Origin of the sequence: Nonomuraea sp. NPDC003804, assembly GCF_040610675.1 — a bacterium.
Lineage (GTDB): Bacteria > Actinomycetota > Actinomycetes > Streptosporangiales > Streptosporangiaceae > Nonomuraea.
In genome coordinates, this window is the sequence record NZ_JBEXMT010000003.1 from 290,733 (window position 1) to 307,286 (window position 16,554).

Here is a 16,554-nt window from a genome sequence, read left to right on the forward strand (position 1 = left end):
GCTTCGTCAAATGACAAGACGGCTGGCGTGGCTCGACGCTCTGCGGGGCCTGGGCGCGACAGCCGTCCTCGTCGAGCATCTCAACTACCACGTCCTCGACCAGCTGCGGCCGCGCTGGATGAACCTCGGGATCTACGGCGTCCTGGTCTTCTTCCTGGTCAGCGGCTACATCATCCCGGCCTCGCTGGAGCGCAGGGGTGACGTGCGGGCGTTCTGGATCAGCAGGGTCTTCCGCCTCTACCCGCTCTACCTGCTGCTCATCGCCGTCACGCTGGCGCTCTCGCCGCTGCTGCCGCTACGCGGCGACACCAACGTGTTCGCGCACCTCACGATGCTGATGGAGGTCACGGGCTCGGCGGGTCTCGTCGAGCCGATGTGGACACTCTCCTACGAGATGGTCTTCTACCTGCTGGTCACCGGGTTGTTCGTGGCGGGCGTGCACCGGCGCAGCGGGTGGTTCGCGCTCGCCTTCGCGCTGCTGGCGACGCTGGTGGCCTTCACCCTGCCCCGCGAGGGGCATCTGCTCGACGGCCCGTGGGCGCCCGTCGCCGTGCTGGTCGTGGCCGCGGCCGGCCTGGCCGGTGTGCTGTCCGGCTCCCGCCCGGCCCGTACGGCGGGCGCGGTCGTGCTCGCCGTTCTGGCCGTGACGCTGGTCTGGATCGGCAGCAGGGAGTCGTGGCAGGGGGCGATGGTCCTGTCGGTGATGTTCACCGGCACCGCGATCTACCGCTGGGAGCAGGGCCGGAGTTCGGGGCTGTGGCCGGTGGCCGGGGTCGCGGCGCTGATCGTGCTGGTGCCGTTCCTGCGGCCGGTGACGTTCAACGGCCTGACGAACCTGGCCACGATGGGCCTGGCCGCGGCGACGTTCGCGCTGTTCTTCGCGCTGCGCGGGCGGTCGCTGCCGCGCGTGCTGGCCTGGCTGGGCCTGATCAGCTACTCGATCTATCTCGTGCACGTCCCGCTGATCAAGCTGGCGCTGCTCGTCGTCGGCGACCCCGGACGCTTCCCGTGGCCCGCGCAGCTCGGTCTCGGCCTGGCGTTGTTCGGGGCGATCCTGGCCACGAGCTGGGTCACCTACCGTTTCGTCGAGCTGCCCGCCCAGCGCTACGGCAGGCGGCTGATCGAACGGCGGGCCGCCGGCCGCGGTCTCGTCACTGCTGCCTAGCGTCGTAGAGCTCCCGCGACCTGGCGATGCACGAGCTGTGCCGCCGTGACCAGTCGGTGAGCGTGAGCATCGCCTCGTACAGCTCCAGCGCCATCGGCGTCGCCTGGTACTCCACCTTGGGCGGCACGGTCGGGTAGACGGTGCGGGTCAGCATCCCGTCGCGCTCCAGGTTGCGCAGGGTCAGCGTCAGCATGCGCCGGGAGATGCCCTGGATGAGCCGCTCCAGCTCGGTGAACCTGATCGGCTCGCCCGCCGCCGCGACGATGATCTGGATGGCCCACTTGCCCGCGATCCGGTCGAGGATCTCCCTGGGCGGGATCGGGCATTCCCCCACCTCGAGCAGGGCTCGGGCGTCGTCCAGCGTCCTGAGCTGGGCTGGTACAGCGGTGTTCCCCTGGGACATGAAAGTGCCTTCTTCCGTCGGACCTCGATGGTCACACATCATGCCCATAGTTACAAATCATGCACTAAGGGAGCAATCATGACCGTGCCCAACAAGTGGGGAGCGCTCGCCCTGCTGGCCGCCGCCCAGTTCGTCCTGATCCTCGACCTGACGATCACCGGCGTCGCCACCCCGATCCTGGGACGGGAGCTGCACCTGAAACCCCAGGAGCTGTCGTGGATCACCACCGCGTACACGCTGGTCTTCGGCGGTCTGCTGCTGCTCGGCGGCCGGCTGTCCGACTACCTGGGCCGCCGCCGCGTGTTCGTCGCCGGGATGCTGCTGTTCGCCGCCGCCTCCCTCGCGGGCAGCCTGGCCGCCACGGGCACTCTGGTGATCGCGGCGCGCGCCGTCCAGGGGCTGGCCGGGGCGCTGGTCGCGCCCGCCGCGTTGTCGCTGGTGATGACCATCTTCAAGGACGACCCGCAGCTCAACAAGGCGATGGGCGTGTGGGGCGCGGTCGGCGGCGTGGGCGGCGCGGCCGGCGTCGTGCTCGGCGGCCTGCTCACCGACTGGTTCGGCTGGCGCTCGGTCTTCTTCGTGAACGTCCCCGTCGGCGTCGTCGTGGCCGTGCTGGCCGTCCGGCTGCTGCCCGAGATCCTCTCGGGCGAGACCCGCGGCGGCTTCGACCTGGCGGGCGCCGTCACCTCCACCGGCGGCCTGGCAATGCTGACCTACGCCGTCGAGGGCTCGGGCGGGCTGTGGGCGGGCGTCCTCGCCGCCGCGCTGCTGGCCGCCTTCCTCGTCATCGAGTCGCGCTCGGCCAACCCGCTCATGCCCCTCACGATCTTCCGCAAGCGACAGCTCAGCGCCGGCAACGTGCTGATGTTCCTGGTGCCGGCGGCCATGCAGCCGATCTTCTTCGTCCTGACCCTCTACACCCAGCTCGTCCTCGGCTACAGCCCGACCCAGTCCGGCCTGTCCATGGTGGCCATCGCCGTCACCGTCGCCGTCACCGCCTCCACCGCCGGCGGCAGGGCGCTCAGCCGGTACGGCGTGCGCGCCACGGCCGCGATCGGCGTCGCGTTCATGCTGGCCGGCGTCGCCCTCTACCTGCGGATCGACGTCGACGGCGGCTTCCTGTCCGTCTTGCTGGCCCCCGAGTTGCTGTCCGGGTTCGGCTTCGGCCTCATGGTCGTGGCCGCCACCGTCGCCGCCACCGCCGAGGCCGCACCCGGCGAGGCGGGCCTGGCCTCGGGCCTCATGAACGTCAGCCAGCAGACCGGCATCTCGATCGGCATGGCCGTGCTCATCTCGCTGGCGGCCGGCGTGACGAGCGACTCGACCAGGCCCGCCGACCTGGTGACCGGCTACCAGACGGCCGTCTGGGCGGCCGTCGCCATCCTGGGGGCCGCGCTCGCAGCAGCCCTGCTCATGCTGCCGCGCCACCGGACGGCCGAGGTGAGCGAGGAGCGGGCACGGCAACTGGCTTGACGATCGCAGTCACTCGATTACCATAGGTAATGCACCGCCCACTAGGGCGGTGAAGTGGGGCCGGGTTTTCCGCCGGATGGCGGGCGCCCGGCCTTTGCGCTGTCAGGACGCGGTCGCCTCGCACGAGAGTTCCACCAGCCCGTCCAACGCCTTGAGGTGCCGCTCCTCTCCGCGCGCGAGCTGCGCCGCCGCGGCGCCCACCACGATGTCGGCCACCCACAGCAGCGGCGTCCACCTCGCCGAGGCGTGCACGAACGTGAACTGCCGTGGGCGCCCCACGAGCGCCGAGAGCACCTTGCGGTCGATCTGGTTCTGCCGATCCTCGCGACGGTCGATGACCAGGTGGCCGACGCAGGGAGCCAGACTCAGCACCGCCCAGCCCAGCGCCCGCGCCCGCGCGGCCTCCTGGCGCTGAGGACCGGAGAACCGGCAGGCATAGACGCTCGCCTCGACATCCAGCGACGCGACCGCCCGCACGAGGGCATCGCGCACCGCCTCGCCTTCCTTGCACCAGTGCGGCGGCCGGCCGGTGGGGACACAGTCGGTCAGCAGGTGGCGCACCTCGTCGTCGAGCGACGGCTCGGCACGCACCACGGCCAGGAGGTACAGCCCCTGCCTGTCATGGATCGATTCGTCGATGTATCCGAAACGCAAAGGGGGAGTCACGGAAGGCGATTATTCCGTGACTCCCCGCTACGCGATGCCTACTCCCACTCGATGGTGCCCGGAGGCTTGCTGGTCACGTCGACCACGACCCGGTTGACCTCCCGCACCTCGTTGGTGATGCGCGTCGAGATCCGCGACAGCACGTCGTAGGGCACCCGCGCCCAGTCGGCCGTCATGGCGTCCTCCGAGGTCACCGGACGCAGCACCACCGGGTGACCGTAGGTGCGGCCGTCGCCCTGGACGCCGACCGAGCGGACGTCGGCCAGCAGCACCACGGGGCACTGCCAGATGTCGCGGTCGAGCCCCGCCCTGGACAGCTCCTCCCTGGCGATGGCGTCGGCCTCGCGCAGGAGGTCGAGCCGCTCCTGGGTGACCGAGCCGATGATGCGGATGCCGAGCCCCGGGCCGGGGAACGGCTGGCGCCACACCATCGCGGCCGGCAGGCCGAGCTCCTCGCCCGCCCTGCGCACCTCGTCCTTGAACAGCGTGCGCAGCGGCTCCACGAGCGAGAACTGCAGGTCCTCCGGCAGGCCGCCGACGTTGTGGTGCGACTTGATGTTGGCCGTGCCGGTGCCGCCGCCCGACTCCACCACGTCGGGGTAGAGGGTGCCCTGGACCAGGAAGTCGACCGGCCCCTCCGACATGATGGCGCGCTGCTCGTCCTCGAAGACGCGGATGAACTCGCGGCCGATGATCTTGCGCTTCTCCTCCGGATCGGTGACCCCGTCGAGCGCCTTCAGGAAGCGTTCGGCGGCGTCGACCACGCGGAGCTTGACGCCCGTCACGGCCACGAAGTCGCGCTCGACCTGCTCGGCCTCGCCCTTGCGCAGCAGGCCGTGGTCGACGAACACGCAGGTGAGGCGGTCGCCGATGGCGCGCTGCACGATGGCGGCGGCCACCGCGGAGTCGACGCCGCCCGACAGCGCGCAGATGGCGCGGCCCTCGGGGCCGATCTGCTCCTGGACGGCGGCCACCGCGTCCTCGACGATGTTGAGCATCGTCCACGACGGACGGCATCCCGCCGCGTCGAGGAAGTGCTTGAGGACGGCCTGGCCGTGCTCGGAGTGGAGCACCTCGGGGTGGAACTGCACGCCGTACAGGCCGCGGCCGGGATGCTCGAAGGCGGCGACCGGCGTCTCGTCGGTCGCGGCGGTGACGGTGAAGCCGACCGGCGCCGCGGCGACGCTGTCGCCGTGGGACATCCAGACGGTCTGCTCGGCGGGCAGCCCCGAGAAGAGCACGCCCTCGCGGCCGACGCGCAGCTCGGTGCCGCCGTACTCGGCGACGCCGGTGCGGGCCACCTCGCCGCCCAGCGCCTGGGCCATGGCCTGGAAGCCGTAGCAGATGCCGAAGGTCGGCACGCCGGTCTCGAACAGGCCGACAGGAACGGCGGGCGCGCCCTCGGCGTAGACCGAGGAGGGGCCGCCGGACAGGATGATCGCCTTCGGCTTCTTCGCCAGCATCTCGTCGACCGACATCGTCGAAGGGACGATCTCGGAGTAGACGTGGCATTCGCGCACCCGCCTGGCGATGAGCTGTGCGTACTGCGCACCGAAGTCGACCACGAGCACTGTGTCGAATTCAGACACCGAAAGAACCCCCAACCAGGTGAATGCGGTGCTCCCAGTGTATCCGCAGGCCGACAGACACCCGGCAGGACGTGTCATGACCAGTACGCGGACCTTGTCGGGGCAGGCGTGACAGGGGCGTTGTGGGGGGCCGGCTACCTGACCGCCGTCCGGACGACCGGCCGGGCTCGCGCCCGCGTCACGCGTAGTCGGGCGGATCGGGCACGTCGCCGTCCAGCAGGGCGGCGGTCTGCTCGCGCAGGTTCCGGTCGTAGCCGGGGTGGGTCAGGACCAGGAAACGCTCGTTCCTGATGGCCTCGACGGTCGCGTCGGCGACCTCGGCCGGCTCCTTGCCCTTCTCCACCAGGGTGTCGAGCCATTCCTGGGAGGCGAGGTCGTCGCGGGTGCGGGCCACCGCCAGGTCGGCGGGCCTGACCCGTTCGGAGCGGCTGATGCCGGTGCGCACCCCGCCCGGGCACAGGGCGGTGACGCGCAGCTTCGAGCCGACCTGGCGCAGGTCGTGGGCCAGCGCCTGGGAGGCGGCCAGGGCGGCGTACTTGCTGACCGCCTGCCCGCCGAGGTTGGGCCCGGCGAACAGGCCCGCGACGGACACGCTGTTGACGATGTGCCCCTCGGTGTCCTGCTCGATCATGCGGGGCACGAACTCGCGGATGCCGTGGAGCACGCCCCAGACGTTGACGCCCAGCAGCCAGGCGAAGTCCTCCTCGGTGCGGGTCCACATGCGCCCGCCCTGGAAGACGCCCGCGTTGTTGCACAGCACGTGGACCCCGCCGAGCTCGTTGAAGGCCCGGTTGGCCAGATGCTGGACGGCCGGCGCGTCGGAGACGTCGGTGATCTGGGTGAGCACCTTGACCCCCGAGATCATCGCGGCCGTCCGCGCCAGACCCCGTGGATCGACGTCGGCCAGCATCAACGCCATGCCTTCGGCCGCGAACCGTACCGCCAGCGCCCTACCGATCCCGCTCGACGCCCCTGTCACCACCGCGACCTTGCCGGAGAGCTCCCGCACCGCCCCTCCCTAGCGCTCGCTTGCAAGAGACGTTAGCGTGATCTCGGGCGTGAGGAAAGGACACCAGGGGGCGCGGTAAGCGTTACCCACGCCCGCCCGGAGTGCCGGTCGGTTCAGAGCGCCCGGTCGAGCAGGCCGAGCGGCGGCGAGCCCAGGTCGAGCATCGCCTTGTGGAAGCGCTGCAGCGTGAACTCCGCACCCCAGTCGGCGCGCGCCCGGTCCCTCAGGTCCTGGATGAGCAGATTGCCCCAGGTGTAGCGGCCGTAGGTGGGGTCGAAGGTGGCCCTGCGCGCCTCCGACAGCGCGGCGGGCCCGGCGAGCTGGGTGTCGGACTCGAAGCGGCGCGCGCCGTCCTCGACCGTCATCTGCCCGGTGTGGACGCCGATCGCGCAGGCCAGCCGGGTGACGCGGATCAGCGCCTCCAGCCAGACGCCGATCTCGAAGCGCGGGTCGTGGGCCTCGAAGCCCTCCTCCACGCACAGCTCCTCGCCGTAGTGGGCCCAGCCCTCGGCGAACGACATCGACAGCAGGTGGCGCCGGATGTCGGAGCTCACGTGCCGCAGGGCACGGCCGTGGGAGAAGTGGCCCGGCGCCACCTCGTGCACGTTGATCGCCGGCAGCGTCGTGTCGCTGAAGACCTCGAGCCACTCCTCCTGCTCCTCGCGCGGCCAGGAGGCGTCGGGCGGGGTGATGTGGTACCAGGAGGGGCCTTCGGGCTCGCCCGGCGCGTTCCACGCCATCATGGCCATCGCCCAGCGGCGCGACTCGGGCGCGAGCCCGACCAGGCACTCGCCGTCGTGGTAGGGGACGAGGTCCTTCTCGCGGGTGAACGCGATGGCCTTCTCGGTGCCGACCCTGGCCGCCTCGATCACGCCGTCGGCGTCGGGGTGCTGCTTGACCAGCTCGCGCGCCACCTCCAGCGGCGGCCTGCCCGGCTCGCCGAGCCTGGCGCACGCGTCGGCGAGCCGGGCCATCAGCCGGTCGCGCTCGGCGTCGGCGCGCTCGGCGAGCCTGCCGAGGTCGACGGGCAGGCCCTCACCGCCGCCCATCAACCGGGCCAGCGCCTGCCCGCCGAGCGCGGCGTCGGGCTCGCCCTCGGCGGCGGCCCGCTCGACGTGCGCCACCAGCCTGGCGTGCGCCTTCAGCGCCGCCTCGTCGGTGACGCCCGCCGCCAGCCCCTTGACCGCGCCGAGCAGCGCGGTGGCGACCGGCGCCGGCACCCGGTCGAGGGAGGCGACGGCGTGGTCGGTCGCCTCGGGCCACCGGCTCAGGTGCGCGGCCTTGGCGGCGGCCCGCTCCTGCTCGGGGGCGTAGTCGCGGTCGTAGCAGGCCACGTCGAGGTTGGACAGGTGGAACAGCGGGTTGCGGCGGTGGAGCTCGAGCTCGCCGAAGGTGACCCGCGCCGCCTCCTCGAACACCTCCAGGTGGGCGGCGTCGTAGGCGTCGGCCGGCGCGGGGCCCACGCCGACCCGCGCCAGCCCGGCCCGCACGCCCTCGGGCGACAGGTCCTGGACGCTGCCGTCGTACTCGTGCCGGCCGCCCGTCTCCCGGGCGTCGGCCTGCGCCAGGTCGAGGACGGCGCGCAGCCGCGCGTCGAGGTCGGTCATGTGGAGTCCCTTCCGATGAGCTCGAGTGTCCAGATGCCGACGTCGCCGCAGCTCTCGCCACGGACCAGCCGGTCGATCACCGTGGCAATGGTGGCAGGCGCCGCCGACAGGTCGGGCCGCACGGTGGTCAGCCTGGGCCTGGTCAGCCGCGAGAGCGGCAGGTCGTCGCAGCCCACCACCGCCACGTCGCCCGGCACGCCGAGGCCCGCGTCGTGGAGCGCGGCCAGCAGCAGCATCGCGTAGTCGTCGTTGTAGGCGAACACGCCCTCGCCGCCCGACAGGCCGGCCACGAACGCGGCCGCCTCGCCCTCGTCGAAGGCCAGGTCGACGGCCTTGACGGGGACTCCGACCGACCGCGCGCCGCGCAGCCGTTCGAGGCCCATGGGCCTGATGCCCTCCTCGCGCGGCACGATCGCCACGATCCCGTCGCGGCCCCTGTCCACCAGATGCCGTACGGCGAGCGCGCCCACGCCCTCGTGGTCGGCGAGCACGGAGGGGATGCCGGGCACCGCCTTCAACCCCATCCCGACGACCGCCTTGACCCCCGCCGCGCGCAGCACCTCGATGCCCGCGCCGGTCAGCCTGGCCCCGTCGGCCAGCACGGCGGCGGGCCGCAGCTCGGCCCACGCCTTCGCGGCGGCGACGCCTTTCACGTGGCGCGCGCCGCCGTACTGGACCATCGTGTAGCCGCGTCCGCCCAGCTCCTTGTCGAGCCCCTCGATGAGGCCGGTGGCCAGCGGACCCTGGGGGATGTCCGGGAGCGCGACCAGCACCAGGCCGCTGCTGCCGGTGCGCAGGGTGCGGGCGCCGGCGTGCGGGACGTACCCCAGCCGCTCGGCCGCGTCGCGCACGCGGGCCCTGGTCTCCTCGCTGATCCGGCTGCCGGGCCGATCGTTGAGCACGTACGAGACGGTGGCCTGGGAGACGCCCGCCGCCCTGGCCACGTCCATGCTGGTGGCGGGCCTGTTGCCGCTCATCACGTTCAGAACATTCCTCTTGTCAGAAGTCGTCACTCGATGCTATCCAATGCTTATACGTATAACCACCCCCCACAAGTCAGGAGTCGCCATGGTCCCCACCACTGGCGTCCGGCGGGACGGCCTGCCGAAGCTGCTCAGCGTCCTCGGCGCGGGCAACGCCGTCATGTACGCGCTCTACATGGGCGTCGGAGGCCTGCTCGTGCAGGTCCAGATCGCCGAGATCGACCCCGCCGACAAGGTCGCCAACGTCGGCCTCGTCGCGGGCGTCAGCGCGATCTTCGCCACGGTCTTCAACCCGATCGGCGGCACGCTGTCCGACAGGACCACCCGCTCCCGCTGGGGCAGGCGCAACCCGTGGATCATCGGCGGCGCGCTCGCCGCCCTGGCCACCATGCTCCTGATGAGCCAGGTCTCGACCATCCCGATGATCCTGCTCGGCTGGTCGCTGGCCCAGGCCATGATGAACATCTACCAGGCCGCGATCACCGCGATCGTCCCCGACAGGGTGCCGGAGGAGCGCCGCGGCACCGCCTCCGCCGTCCTCGGCGTCGCCCTGTCGATCGGCACCATCGCCGGCACGCAGGTCGCGGTCTTCTTCGTCGGCGACATCTCGCTCGGCTACCTCGTGTTCGGCTCGGCCGTCGTCCTCGGCGCGCTGCTCATCGTGACACTCACGCACGACCCTCGGCCCGGCGAGTACGAGGTGGTCACCACCCCGAGGCCGTCGCTCGCCGACTTCGTCTCCGCCCTGCGGCACCGCGACTTCCTGTGGGTCTTCCTGGGCCGCGCGATGATGATCCTCGGCTACTTCATGCCGCTGATGTTCACCCTCTTCATCCTCCAGGACAACATCGGCATCCCCAAGGACCAGGCGCCGCAGGCCGTCGCCACCATCACGATCGTCTCCACGCTGACCGGCATCCTCGCCACCGTGGTCTGCGGGCCGCTGTCGGACCGGCTCGACCGCCGCAAGCTGTTCGTGACGGTCTCGGGCGTCGCGGCGGCGCTGTCCATGCTGCTGCCCCTGCTGTGGCCGACCTGGACGTCGATGCTGGTGTTCTCCGCCGTGCAGGGGGCCGCGTTCGGCGCGTACAGCGCGGTCGACATCGCCATCGTCACGCTCGTCCTGCCCAGCAAGAAGGACGCCGCCCGCGACATGGGCATCCTCAACATCGCCAACGCAGGACCGCAGATGATCGCCCCGTTCCTGGCGGCGACGATCATCGCGAACCTGGGCGGCTACCCCTCGCTCTGGCTGGCGGCCATCGTCATCTCGCTCGTCGGAGCGGTCGCCGTCCTGCCTGTCAAGGGGGTCAGGTAGTGATCCGGCCGCCCGCGACGGCGTCGAGCAGCGCCTCCAGGTGCTGTTCGTCCGTCGCGGGCGCCATGACGGTGACGCGCAGGTGGCGCACGCCGTCCAGCTCGGTCGAGGTCAGGTGGAAGGCGCCGTCGGCCATCAACCGCTCGCGGATCGCCGCCTGGTCGCCGTCGCCGTACCTGAAGCAGACGATGTTGCTCTCCGGCTCGTACGGCAGGACGAAGCCGGGCCGCCGCCGCGCCAGCTCCCAGAACCTGTGCGCGGTGTCGTACTGCCTGGCCACGTAGTCGCCGAGCCCCCGCTCCCCCCGCCACGCCAGGTTGAGGAAGACCTTGAGGCCCAGCGCGGCCTTGGTGCACTCCACGGTCCTGCTGATGAGGTCGAAGCCCTGATCGCCGTAGAACAGGTAGCTGGCCTGCTGCTGGAAGGCCGCGTCGAGATCGGCCTCCCGCCGCACCAGGACCGCCGCCGACAGCCCCGACGTGCGCAGCATCTTGATCGACACCTCGGCGCTGGGCCGGCCGCTGCAGGCCTTCCTCGCGTTGAAGGTGCGCCCGCACACCAGCCAGCTGGTCGATCCGCTGCGCGTGTTCATCCTGGGGCTGCCGGAGACGATCGCCTTCTACGCCGTCGCCGGGCCCGACGACTTCCTCGTGCACGTGGCGGTGGCCGACGCGGAGAGCCTGCACCGGCTGGTGCTGGACAAGTACCTGGTGCGCCCCGAGATCGTGCACCTCCAGACCACGTTGATCTTCAGGACGTACGACCAGCCCGTGCAGCGGCCCGCTGTGTGAGGATGTCGGCCATGACCCTGCAGATCACCACGCTGGCCGAGCGACCGGATCTCGCGGACGCCTTATGGGACATGCCGAACCCCTGGCCCACGTTCATGCTCAACGACCCCATCGCGGGGTTGTACTACACGGTCGCCGAGACCGAGTTCGCCGACTACGTGCTGGTCGCCGTCCACCCGGACGCCCCCGACACCATCGTCGCCCGGGCGTGCTCGGTGCCCTTCCAGCGGCCGGACGGCGACCTGCCCGACGACGGGTGGGACGCGGTCGTGCGCTGGGGGGCGGCCACCCGCAGGAGGGGCGACCGGCCGAACGCGATCTCGGCACTCGAGATCACCATCAGGGAGGACCTCCAGGGCGGCGGCCTGTCGGGGCAGATGCTCGGCGCCATGCGGGCCAACGCGGCCAGGATGGGGTTCGGCGAGCTGCTGGCGCCGGTACGACCGAACCAGAAGCATCTCGAGCCGCGCACGCCGATGGCCGACTACGCCTTCCGCACGCGTGAGGACGGCCTGCCGTACGACGCGTGGCTGCGGGTGCACGTACGGGCGGGAGCGAAGATCATGAAGGTCGCGTCCCGGTCGATGGTGGTGCCCGGCACGCTCGCCGAGTGGCGCGCGTGGACGGGGCTGCCGTTCGACCGTACCGGCCCGGTCGAGGTGCCGAAGGGGCTGGTGCCCGTCCACTGCGACCTCGACCAGGACCACGCCGTCTACGTCGAGCCGAACGTCTGGGTCAGCCACCCACTGTGACCTGCTCGCCGGGCTTCAGCAGGTGCAGCCGGTCGGACAGGCCGGCCCGCTCGAAGGCCGCCACCAGGGTGTCGGGCCCCTGGGAGAAGTGCCGCCAGTGCTCGAAGTGCAGGGGCACGACGTGGCGCGCCTCGAGGATGGCCGCGGCCTCGGCGGCGCCGTCGCTCGGCAGGGTCAGGTAGGCGTCGCCCAGGAGCGGCGTCTGGGCGCCGCCCGCGAACAGCACGGCCACGTCGACCGCGCCGACCCGCTCCCTGATCCGCCTGACCACGTCGAGCGAGGCGTTGTCACCGCTGACGTAGACGGTGGGCAGGCCGTCGCCCGACAGCACGAAACCGGTGACCTCGCCGACCACGTCCTCGCTGCCGTCAGGGCCGTGCTGGGCGGGCACGCCGGTGACGCGCAGCGCGCCCACCTCGACGCTCTCCCAGTTCGGCAGGGCCCTGACGGCGCCGCCGAGCCGTCCGGCCGCCTGCCCGGTGGACAGCACCAGGGGCACGGTCTCCAGGTAGGCGCGGCCCGCCGTGTCGAGGTTGTCGGGATGCTGGTCGTGCGAGAGCAGGACCAGGTCGGCCGGCTCGGGCCCGAAGGCCGGCCCCGCCGTCTTGGTGAGCACCCGCTGGCCGATCGGGTAGTCACCCGGCGGGTCGAACGTCGGATCGACGACCAGCCGCACACCGCCGAGCTCGATGACGGCCGTCGGACCGCCCGCGTAACGAATCTCCATGGTGTGCTTCGACACTCAGCGCCCGGCGGCTATTCCGCCCAGCACGGTCACGATCAGGCCACCGCTCATGCGCTCGGCGAGCATGAGCCCGGCGGCCAGGGCGGCACCCGACGCGTCACCGGCCGCGATGCCGGTCACCTCGCGGATGCGTGCCGCCGTCGCCCTGCTCGTCTGGTCCGGGACCGGGATCACTCTGTCGACCAGGTCGCCCTTGAACCCCGGCTCCACCCGCGGCCGGCCGATGCCCTCGACCCGCGACGGCATGCCCGTGGCGTAGTCGGCGGCGTCGAGCGTCCATCCGGGGAAGTAGGCGGAGTTCTCCGGATCGGCCACGGCCACGCGCGTCCTGCGGCCGAGCGTCGCCGAGGTGGCGCCGGTGTTCGCGCCGACCACCACCCAGTCGGGTGTCACCTGCGCGAGCAGCTCGTCGGCCAGGTCGTGCTCGGTCGCCCGCCCGAACTGGTCGAGGAAGTGCCCCTCGACGGCGCGCGCCGCGTCGTAGATCGCCAGTGGCGGCGTGACGAACCGGCACTCCCCGCCCAGCTCCTCCACCCGGCGCGCCCGCTCCTCCGTGCGCCGGCCCGGCATCACCACGATGTACGGCAGGCCGAGCCGCCGGGCGAACCAGGCCTGGGCGACGGCCGCGTTGCCGCCCGTCGCCTCGACCACGGTCATGCCCTCGGTCACGAGCCCCTCGCGGATCGCCCTGCGGAACAGCGCCCTGGCGTGCCGGTGGCGCATGGTCCCGGTCGGATGCGCCGACTCGTCCTTCAGCAGCACCCTGACGGGCCCGCCGGTCGGGAACTCGATGAGCGGGGTCGGCCCGTCCGGCTCGTCCAGCAGCGCGAGCGCCCACTCCCTCCAGCTCACGACACGACCGTCAGGCGCAGCGCCCCCGGCGCCGCCTCCGGTACGGCGGGCCGCGCGGGCGCCACCGGCGCGAGCTTCCGGTAGGCCGAGCCCGTCGCCGGGCGCGGATCGGCCTCGCCCGCGTTCGGCCAGAACGCCATGGCGCGCTCGGCCTGCGCGGTGATGGTGAGCGAGGGGTTGACGCCGAGGTTGGCCGAGATGGCCGAGCCGTCCACGACGTGCAGACCCTCGTAGCCGTGGACCCGGTGGTAGGGGTCGATGACCCCGCTCTCCCGGGACTCGCCGATGGCGCAGCCGCCGAGGAAGTGCGCGGTCGCCGGGGTGTCGAACAGGTCGAGCCACGTCCCTCCTGGCACGCCGCCGATCTCCTCGGCCGCGTGCCGTACCGCCTCGTGGCCGGCCGGGATCCAGGTCGGGTTGCGGCCGCCCTGGCTGCGCAGGCCGAACAGCGACCTGCGGGTGGTGATGGCGTTGTGGTTGGCCTGCATGACCAGCGCGATGATGGTCCGCTCCGACCAGCGGCGCAGGTTCAGCAGGCGCAGCGCGGTCAGCGGGTCGGCGGCGACCTGGCGCACGAAGCCGCGCCACCGGGAGCCGTCGCCGTCGACGAGGAGGGTGCGCAGCAGGCCCATCGCGTTGGAGCCGTCGCCGTAGCGGACCGGCTCGATGTGGGTCTCGGCGTCGGGGTGGATCGAGGAGGTGATCGCCACACCGCGGTTGAGCTTCTCGCCGTCGCCGGACAGCCGTTCGAAGCCGAGCAGCGCCTCGGAGTTGGTGCGGGTCAGCGCGCCCAGCCTGGGCGACAGCCGCGGCAGCGTGGTGGCCCTGAGCCGGTGCAGCAGCCGCTGCGTACCGTAGGCGCCCGCCGCGAAGACCACCTGCCGGGCCCGGAAGGTACGGCGCTGCCACGGCGCGCCGGTCCGGTGCGCGGTGACCAGGTAGCCGTCGCCGTCGGGCCGGACCGAGACCGCCGTGCACTCGGGATAGACCTTCGCGCCCGCCCGCTCGGCCAGGTAGAGGTAGTTCTTGGTCAGCATGTTCTTGGCGCCGTGGTGGCAGCCGGTCATGCACTCGCCGCACTCGACGCACCCCTGGCGGGCCGGGCCCGCGCCGCCGAAGTACGGATCCACTCCCGAGGGCCCGAAGTACACGCCGACGGGCGCCAGGCGGAAGCTCTCCTCGACGCCCATCTTCTCCGCGACCTTCCTCATGACCTCGTCGGCGCGGGTGAGCGTCGGGTTGACCACCACGCCGAGCATGCGTCTGGCCTGGTCGTAGTAGGGGGCGAGCTCCGCCTTCCAGTCGGTGATCGCCGCCCACTGCGGGTCGCGGAAGAACGGGTCGAGCGGCTCGTAGAGGGTGTTGGCGTAGACGAGCGAGCCGCCGCCCACCCCCGCGCCCGCCAGCACCATGACGCGGGTGCCCTTCGCGCCGCCGAGCACGTGGATGCGCTGGATGCCCTTGAGCCCGAGCCAGGGCGCCCAGAGGAAGTCGCGCGCCCGCCACGAGGTCGCCGGCAGCGTCGACTCGTCGAACCTGCGGCCCGCCTCCAGGACGCCGACCTTGTAGCCCTTCTCGGTCAGGCGCAGCGCGGCGACGCTGCCGCCGAAGCCCGAGCCGATCACGATGACGTCGAAGCTCACTTCAGCCGCAGTTTCTTCATCGTCTTGAGCAGGCCCGCCAGCAGGGCGGCGTACTTGTCGTACGGCATGCCCGCGGGCGGGTCGAAGCCCAGCCACGACGCCTGGCTGGCCACGTTCTGCACCTCGGTGAACTTCAGCAGGCCCTCGACGCCGTGCCTGCGGCCGAGGCCCGAGGCCTTCATGCCGCCCATCGGCGCGTCGTAGGAGGCGTAGGCCGAGCCGTACCCCTCGTTGATGTTGACCGTGCCCGCCTTCACCCGCGCGGCCAGCGCCCGCCCGCGGGCCGGGTCACCGGTCCAGATGGAGGCGTTGAGGCCGTAGATCGTGTCGTTGGCCAGCGCCAGGACCTCTTCCTCTGTGGAGTAGGGGTAGAGGCTGACGACGGGGCCGAAGGTCTCGTCGCGGCAGAGCGCCATCTCCTCGGTGACGCCGGTCAGCACGGTCGGCTCGTAGAACAGCGGTCCGAGGTCGGGGCGGGCCCGGCCGCCCGTCAGCACCTTGGCGCCCTTGTCCACCGCGTCGGTGACGTGCGCTATCACGCCGTCGAGCTGCCGCTGGAAGGTCAGCGAGCCCATCTGGACCGACCAGTCGAGGCCGGCGCCGAGCTTCATGCCCTCGACCTGGCGCACCAGGCGGTCGGCGAAGGCGTCGAAGACCTTCTCGTGCACGTAGAGGCGCTCGATCGAGATGCACAGCTGGCCGGCGTTGGTGAAGCAGGCGCGGATCGCCCCCTGGGCGGCGACGTCGAGGTCGGCGTCGTCCAGCACGATCATCGGGTTCTTGCCGCCGAGTTCGAGCGAGCAGCCGACGAGCCGCTTGGCCGCCTCCTCGGCGATCCTGCGTCCGGCGCGGGTCGAGCCGGTGAAGGCGACGTAGTCGGCGCCGTCCATGAGCGCGTCGCCGATGTCGGCGGGATCGCCCAGCACGACCTGCCAGATGTCGCGCGGCATGCCGAGCTCGGTCAGCAGGTCGATGGTCCACAGCGTCGACTGGGAGGTCTGCGTGTCGGGTTTGTGCACGACCGCGTTGCCGGCCAGCAGCGCGGGCACCACGTCGCCCGCGCCGAGCGTCAGCGGATAGTTCCACGGCGAGATCAGCGCGACCACACCCTTGGGATGGCGCAGCTCCATCACGCGGGTGGCCACGGGGAAGACGCCCTTGCGCGCCTTCGGCGCGAGCAGTCCAGGGGCCCGGCGGGCGTAGTAGAGCGCGCAGCCCGCGACGTCGAGCACCTCCTCGAGGGCGTGCCTGCGGGCCTTGCCCGTCTCCTGCTGGATGATGTCGAGGATCTCGGCGCGGCGGTCGAGGATCGCGTCGTGCAACCGCAGGAACGGCTTGGCGCGGTCGGCCGCGGGCCGGGCGGCCCACGCCTCCTGCGCGGCGCGTGCCCGTTCGTAGGCCGCGCGGACGTCGTCGGAGGTGGAGATCGGCATCGCGGCCAGTGGTTCGCCGGTGAACGGGACGATGATCTCCTGCGTCCTTCCGCTGGAGACCACGTGGCTGAGGCTTTGCGGCATACCTGGAAGAATATTCGGTCGCTCAACCGTTATGGCGGCGC

16 protein-coding genes are annotated in these 16,554 nt (G+C 71.8%); 5 read left to right on the forward strand and 11 right to left on the reverse strand.

What is annotated here, in order from left to right:
- The first annotated feature begins 10 nt into the window (after positions 1-10).
- Positions 11-1,165 carry an acyltransferase gene (locus ABZX22_RS05650; protein WP_354906358.1) on the forward strand — a complete coding sequence of 385 codons (1,155 nt, stop codon included), beginning with the start codon at positions 11-13 and terminating at the stop codon, positions 1,163-1,165.
- Here the strand turns inward: ABZX22_RS05650 and ABZX22_RS05655 are convergent.
- On the reverse strand, positions 1,152-1,568 hold the full coding sequence (locus tag ABZX22_RS05655; RefSeq protein WP_354906360.1) for a helix-turn-helix domain-containing protein: 417 nt from the start codon (positions 1,566-1,568) through the stop codon (positions 1,152-1,154). The two genes, ABZX22_RS05650 and ABZX22_RS05655, sit on opposite strands and share 14 nt — an antisense overlap.
- Before the next feature lie 78 nt (positions 1,569-1,646).
- Between ABZX22_RS05655 and ABZX22_RS05660 the strand changes: the two genes are divergently transcribed.
- Positions 1,647-3,041 carry an MFS transporter gene (locus tag ABZX22_RS05660; RefSeq protein ID WP_354906362.1) on the forward strand — a complete coding sequence of 465 codons (1,395 nt, stop codon included), beginning with the start codon at positions 1,647-1,649 and terminating at the stop codon, positions 3,039-3,041.
- 102 nt (positions 3,042-3,143) lie between these two features.
- On the opposite strand, the gene ABZX22_RS05665 is transcribed toward ABZX22_RS05660, so the two are convergent.
- The 5 genes from ABZX22_RS05665 to ABZX22_RS05685 all read right to left on the reverse strand — a co-directional run bounded on the left by ABZX22_RS05665 (position 3,144) and on the right by ABZX22_RS05685 (position 8,889).
- Positions 3,144-3,707, reverse strand: coding sequence for a hypothetical protein (locus ABZX22_RS05665; protein ID WP_354906364.1), 564 nt, complete (start codon positions 3,705-3,707; stop codon positions 3,144-3,146).
- A 38-nt stretch (positions 3,708-3,745) separates the two neighbouring features.
- Positions 3,746-5,311 carry a glutamine-hydrolyzing GMP synthase gene (guaA, locus tag ABZX22_RS05670; RefSeq protein WP_354906366.1) on the reverse strand — a complete coding sequence of 522 codons (1,566 nt, stop codon included), beginning with the start codon at positions 5,309-5,311 and terminating at the stop codon, positions 3,746-3,748.
- 163 nt (positions 5,312-5,474) lie between these two features.
- Positions 5,475-6,305 (reverse strand): SDR family NAD(P)-dependent oxidoreductase, encoded by an 831-nt coding sequence (locus ABZX22_RS05675; RefSeq protein ID WP_354906368.1) that lies wholly within the window; start codon positions 6,303-6,305, stop codon positions 5,475-5,477.
- 113 nt (positions 6,306-6,418) lie between these two features.
- Positions 6,419-7,912 (reverse strand): DUF885 family protein, encoded by a 1,494-nt coding sequence (locus tag ABZX22_RS05680; protein ID WP_354906369.1) that lies wholly within the window; start codon positions 7,910-7,912, stop codon positions 6,419-6,421.
- Positions 7,909-8,889 carry a LacI family DNA-binding transcriptional regulator gene (locus ABZX22_RS05685; protein WP_354906370.1) on the reverse strand — a complete coding sequence of 327 codons (981 nt, stop codon included), beginning with the start codon at positions 8,887-8,889 and terminating at the stop codon, positions 7,909-7,911. Before ABZX22_RS05685 ends, ABZX22_RS05680 begins: the two co-directional genes overlap by 4 nt.
- 91 nt (positions 8,890-8,980) lie before the next feature.
- Here ABZX22_RS05685 and ABZX22_RS05690 point away from each other — a divergent pair, with 91 nt between their 5' ends.
- Complete coding sequence (locus ABZX22_RS05690; protein ID WP_354906371.1) at positions 8,981-10,213, forward strand: MFS transporter; 1,233 nt, start codon at positions 8,981-8,983, stop codon at positions 10,211-10,213.
- Here the strand turns inward: ABZX22_RS05690 and ABZX22_RS05695 are convergent.
- Positions 10,206-10,703 carry a pyridoxal-dependent decarboxylase gene (locus tag ABZX22_RS05695; RefSeq protein WP_354906373.1) on the reverse strand — a complete coding sequence of 166 codons (498 nt, stop codon included), beginning with the start codon at positions 10,701-10,703 and terminating at the stop codon, positions 10,206-10,208. The two genes, ABZX22_RS05690 and ABZX22_RS05695, sit on opposite strands and share 8 nt — an antisense overlap.
- On the opposite strand from ABZX22_RS05695, the gene ABZX22_RS05700 reads away from it, so the two are divergent.
- Together ABZX22_RS05700 and ABZX22_RS05705 are read left to right on the forward strand one after the other, a co-directional pair.
- Entirely contained in the window at positions 10,693-11,004 is a 312-nt protein-coding gene (locus ABZX22_RS05700) for an Lrp/AsnC ligand binding domain-containing protein (protein ID WP_354906374.1), read from the forward strand. The two genes, ABZX22_RS05695 and ABZX22_RS05700, sit on opposite strands and share 11 nt — an antisense overlap.
- A gap of 11 nt (positions 11,005-11,015) precedes the next feature.
- Positions 11,016-11,756, forward strand: a complete 741-nt coding sequence (locus ABZX22_RS05705) for an N-acetyltransferase (protein WP_354906375.1) — start codon at positions 11,016-11,018, stop codon at positions 11,754-11,756.
- Here ABZX22_RS05705 and ABZX22_RS05710 read toward each other — a convergent pair.
- The 4 genes from ABZX22_RS05710 to ABZX22_RS05725 are packed head-to-tail and all read right to left on the reverse strand — an operon-like array spanning position 11,740 to position 16,513.
- Entirely contained in the window at positions 11,740-12,483 is a 744-nt protein-coding gene (locus ABZX22_RS05710) for an MBL fold metallo-hydrolase (RefSeq protein WP_354906377.1), read from the reverse strand. The two genes, ABZX22_RS05705 and ABZX22_RS05710, sit on opposite strands and share 17 nt — an antisense overlap.
- Positions 12,484-12,498: 15 nt before the next feature.
- Entirely contained in the window at positions 12,499-13,353 is an 855-nt protein-coding gene (locus ABZX22_RS05715; RefSeq protein WP_354906378.1) for a pyridoxal-phosphate dependent enzyme, read from the reverse strand.
- A complete protein-coding gene (locus ABZX22_RS05720) occupies positions 13,350-14,996 on the reverse strand; it encodes a GMC family oxidoreductase (protein WP_354906380.1) in 1,647 nt (548 codons plus the stop codon). Before ABZX22_RS05720 ends, ABZX22_RS05715 begins: the two co-directional genes overlap by 4 nt.
- The gene (locus ABZX22_RS05725) at positions 14,993-16,513 is read right to left on the reverse strand and encodes a succinic semialdehyde dehydrogenase (protein ID WP_354906382.1); all 1,521 of its coding nucleotides are present in this window, start codon (positions 16,511-16,513) and stop codon (positions 14,993-14,995) included. Before ABZX22_RS05725 ends, ABZX22_RS05720 begins: the two co-directional genes overlap by 4 nt.
- Positions 16,514-16,554: the final 41 nt, after the last annotated feature.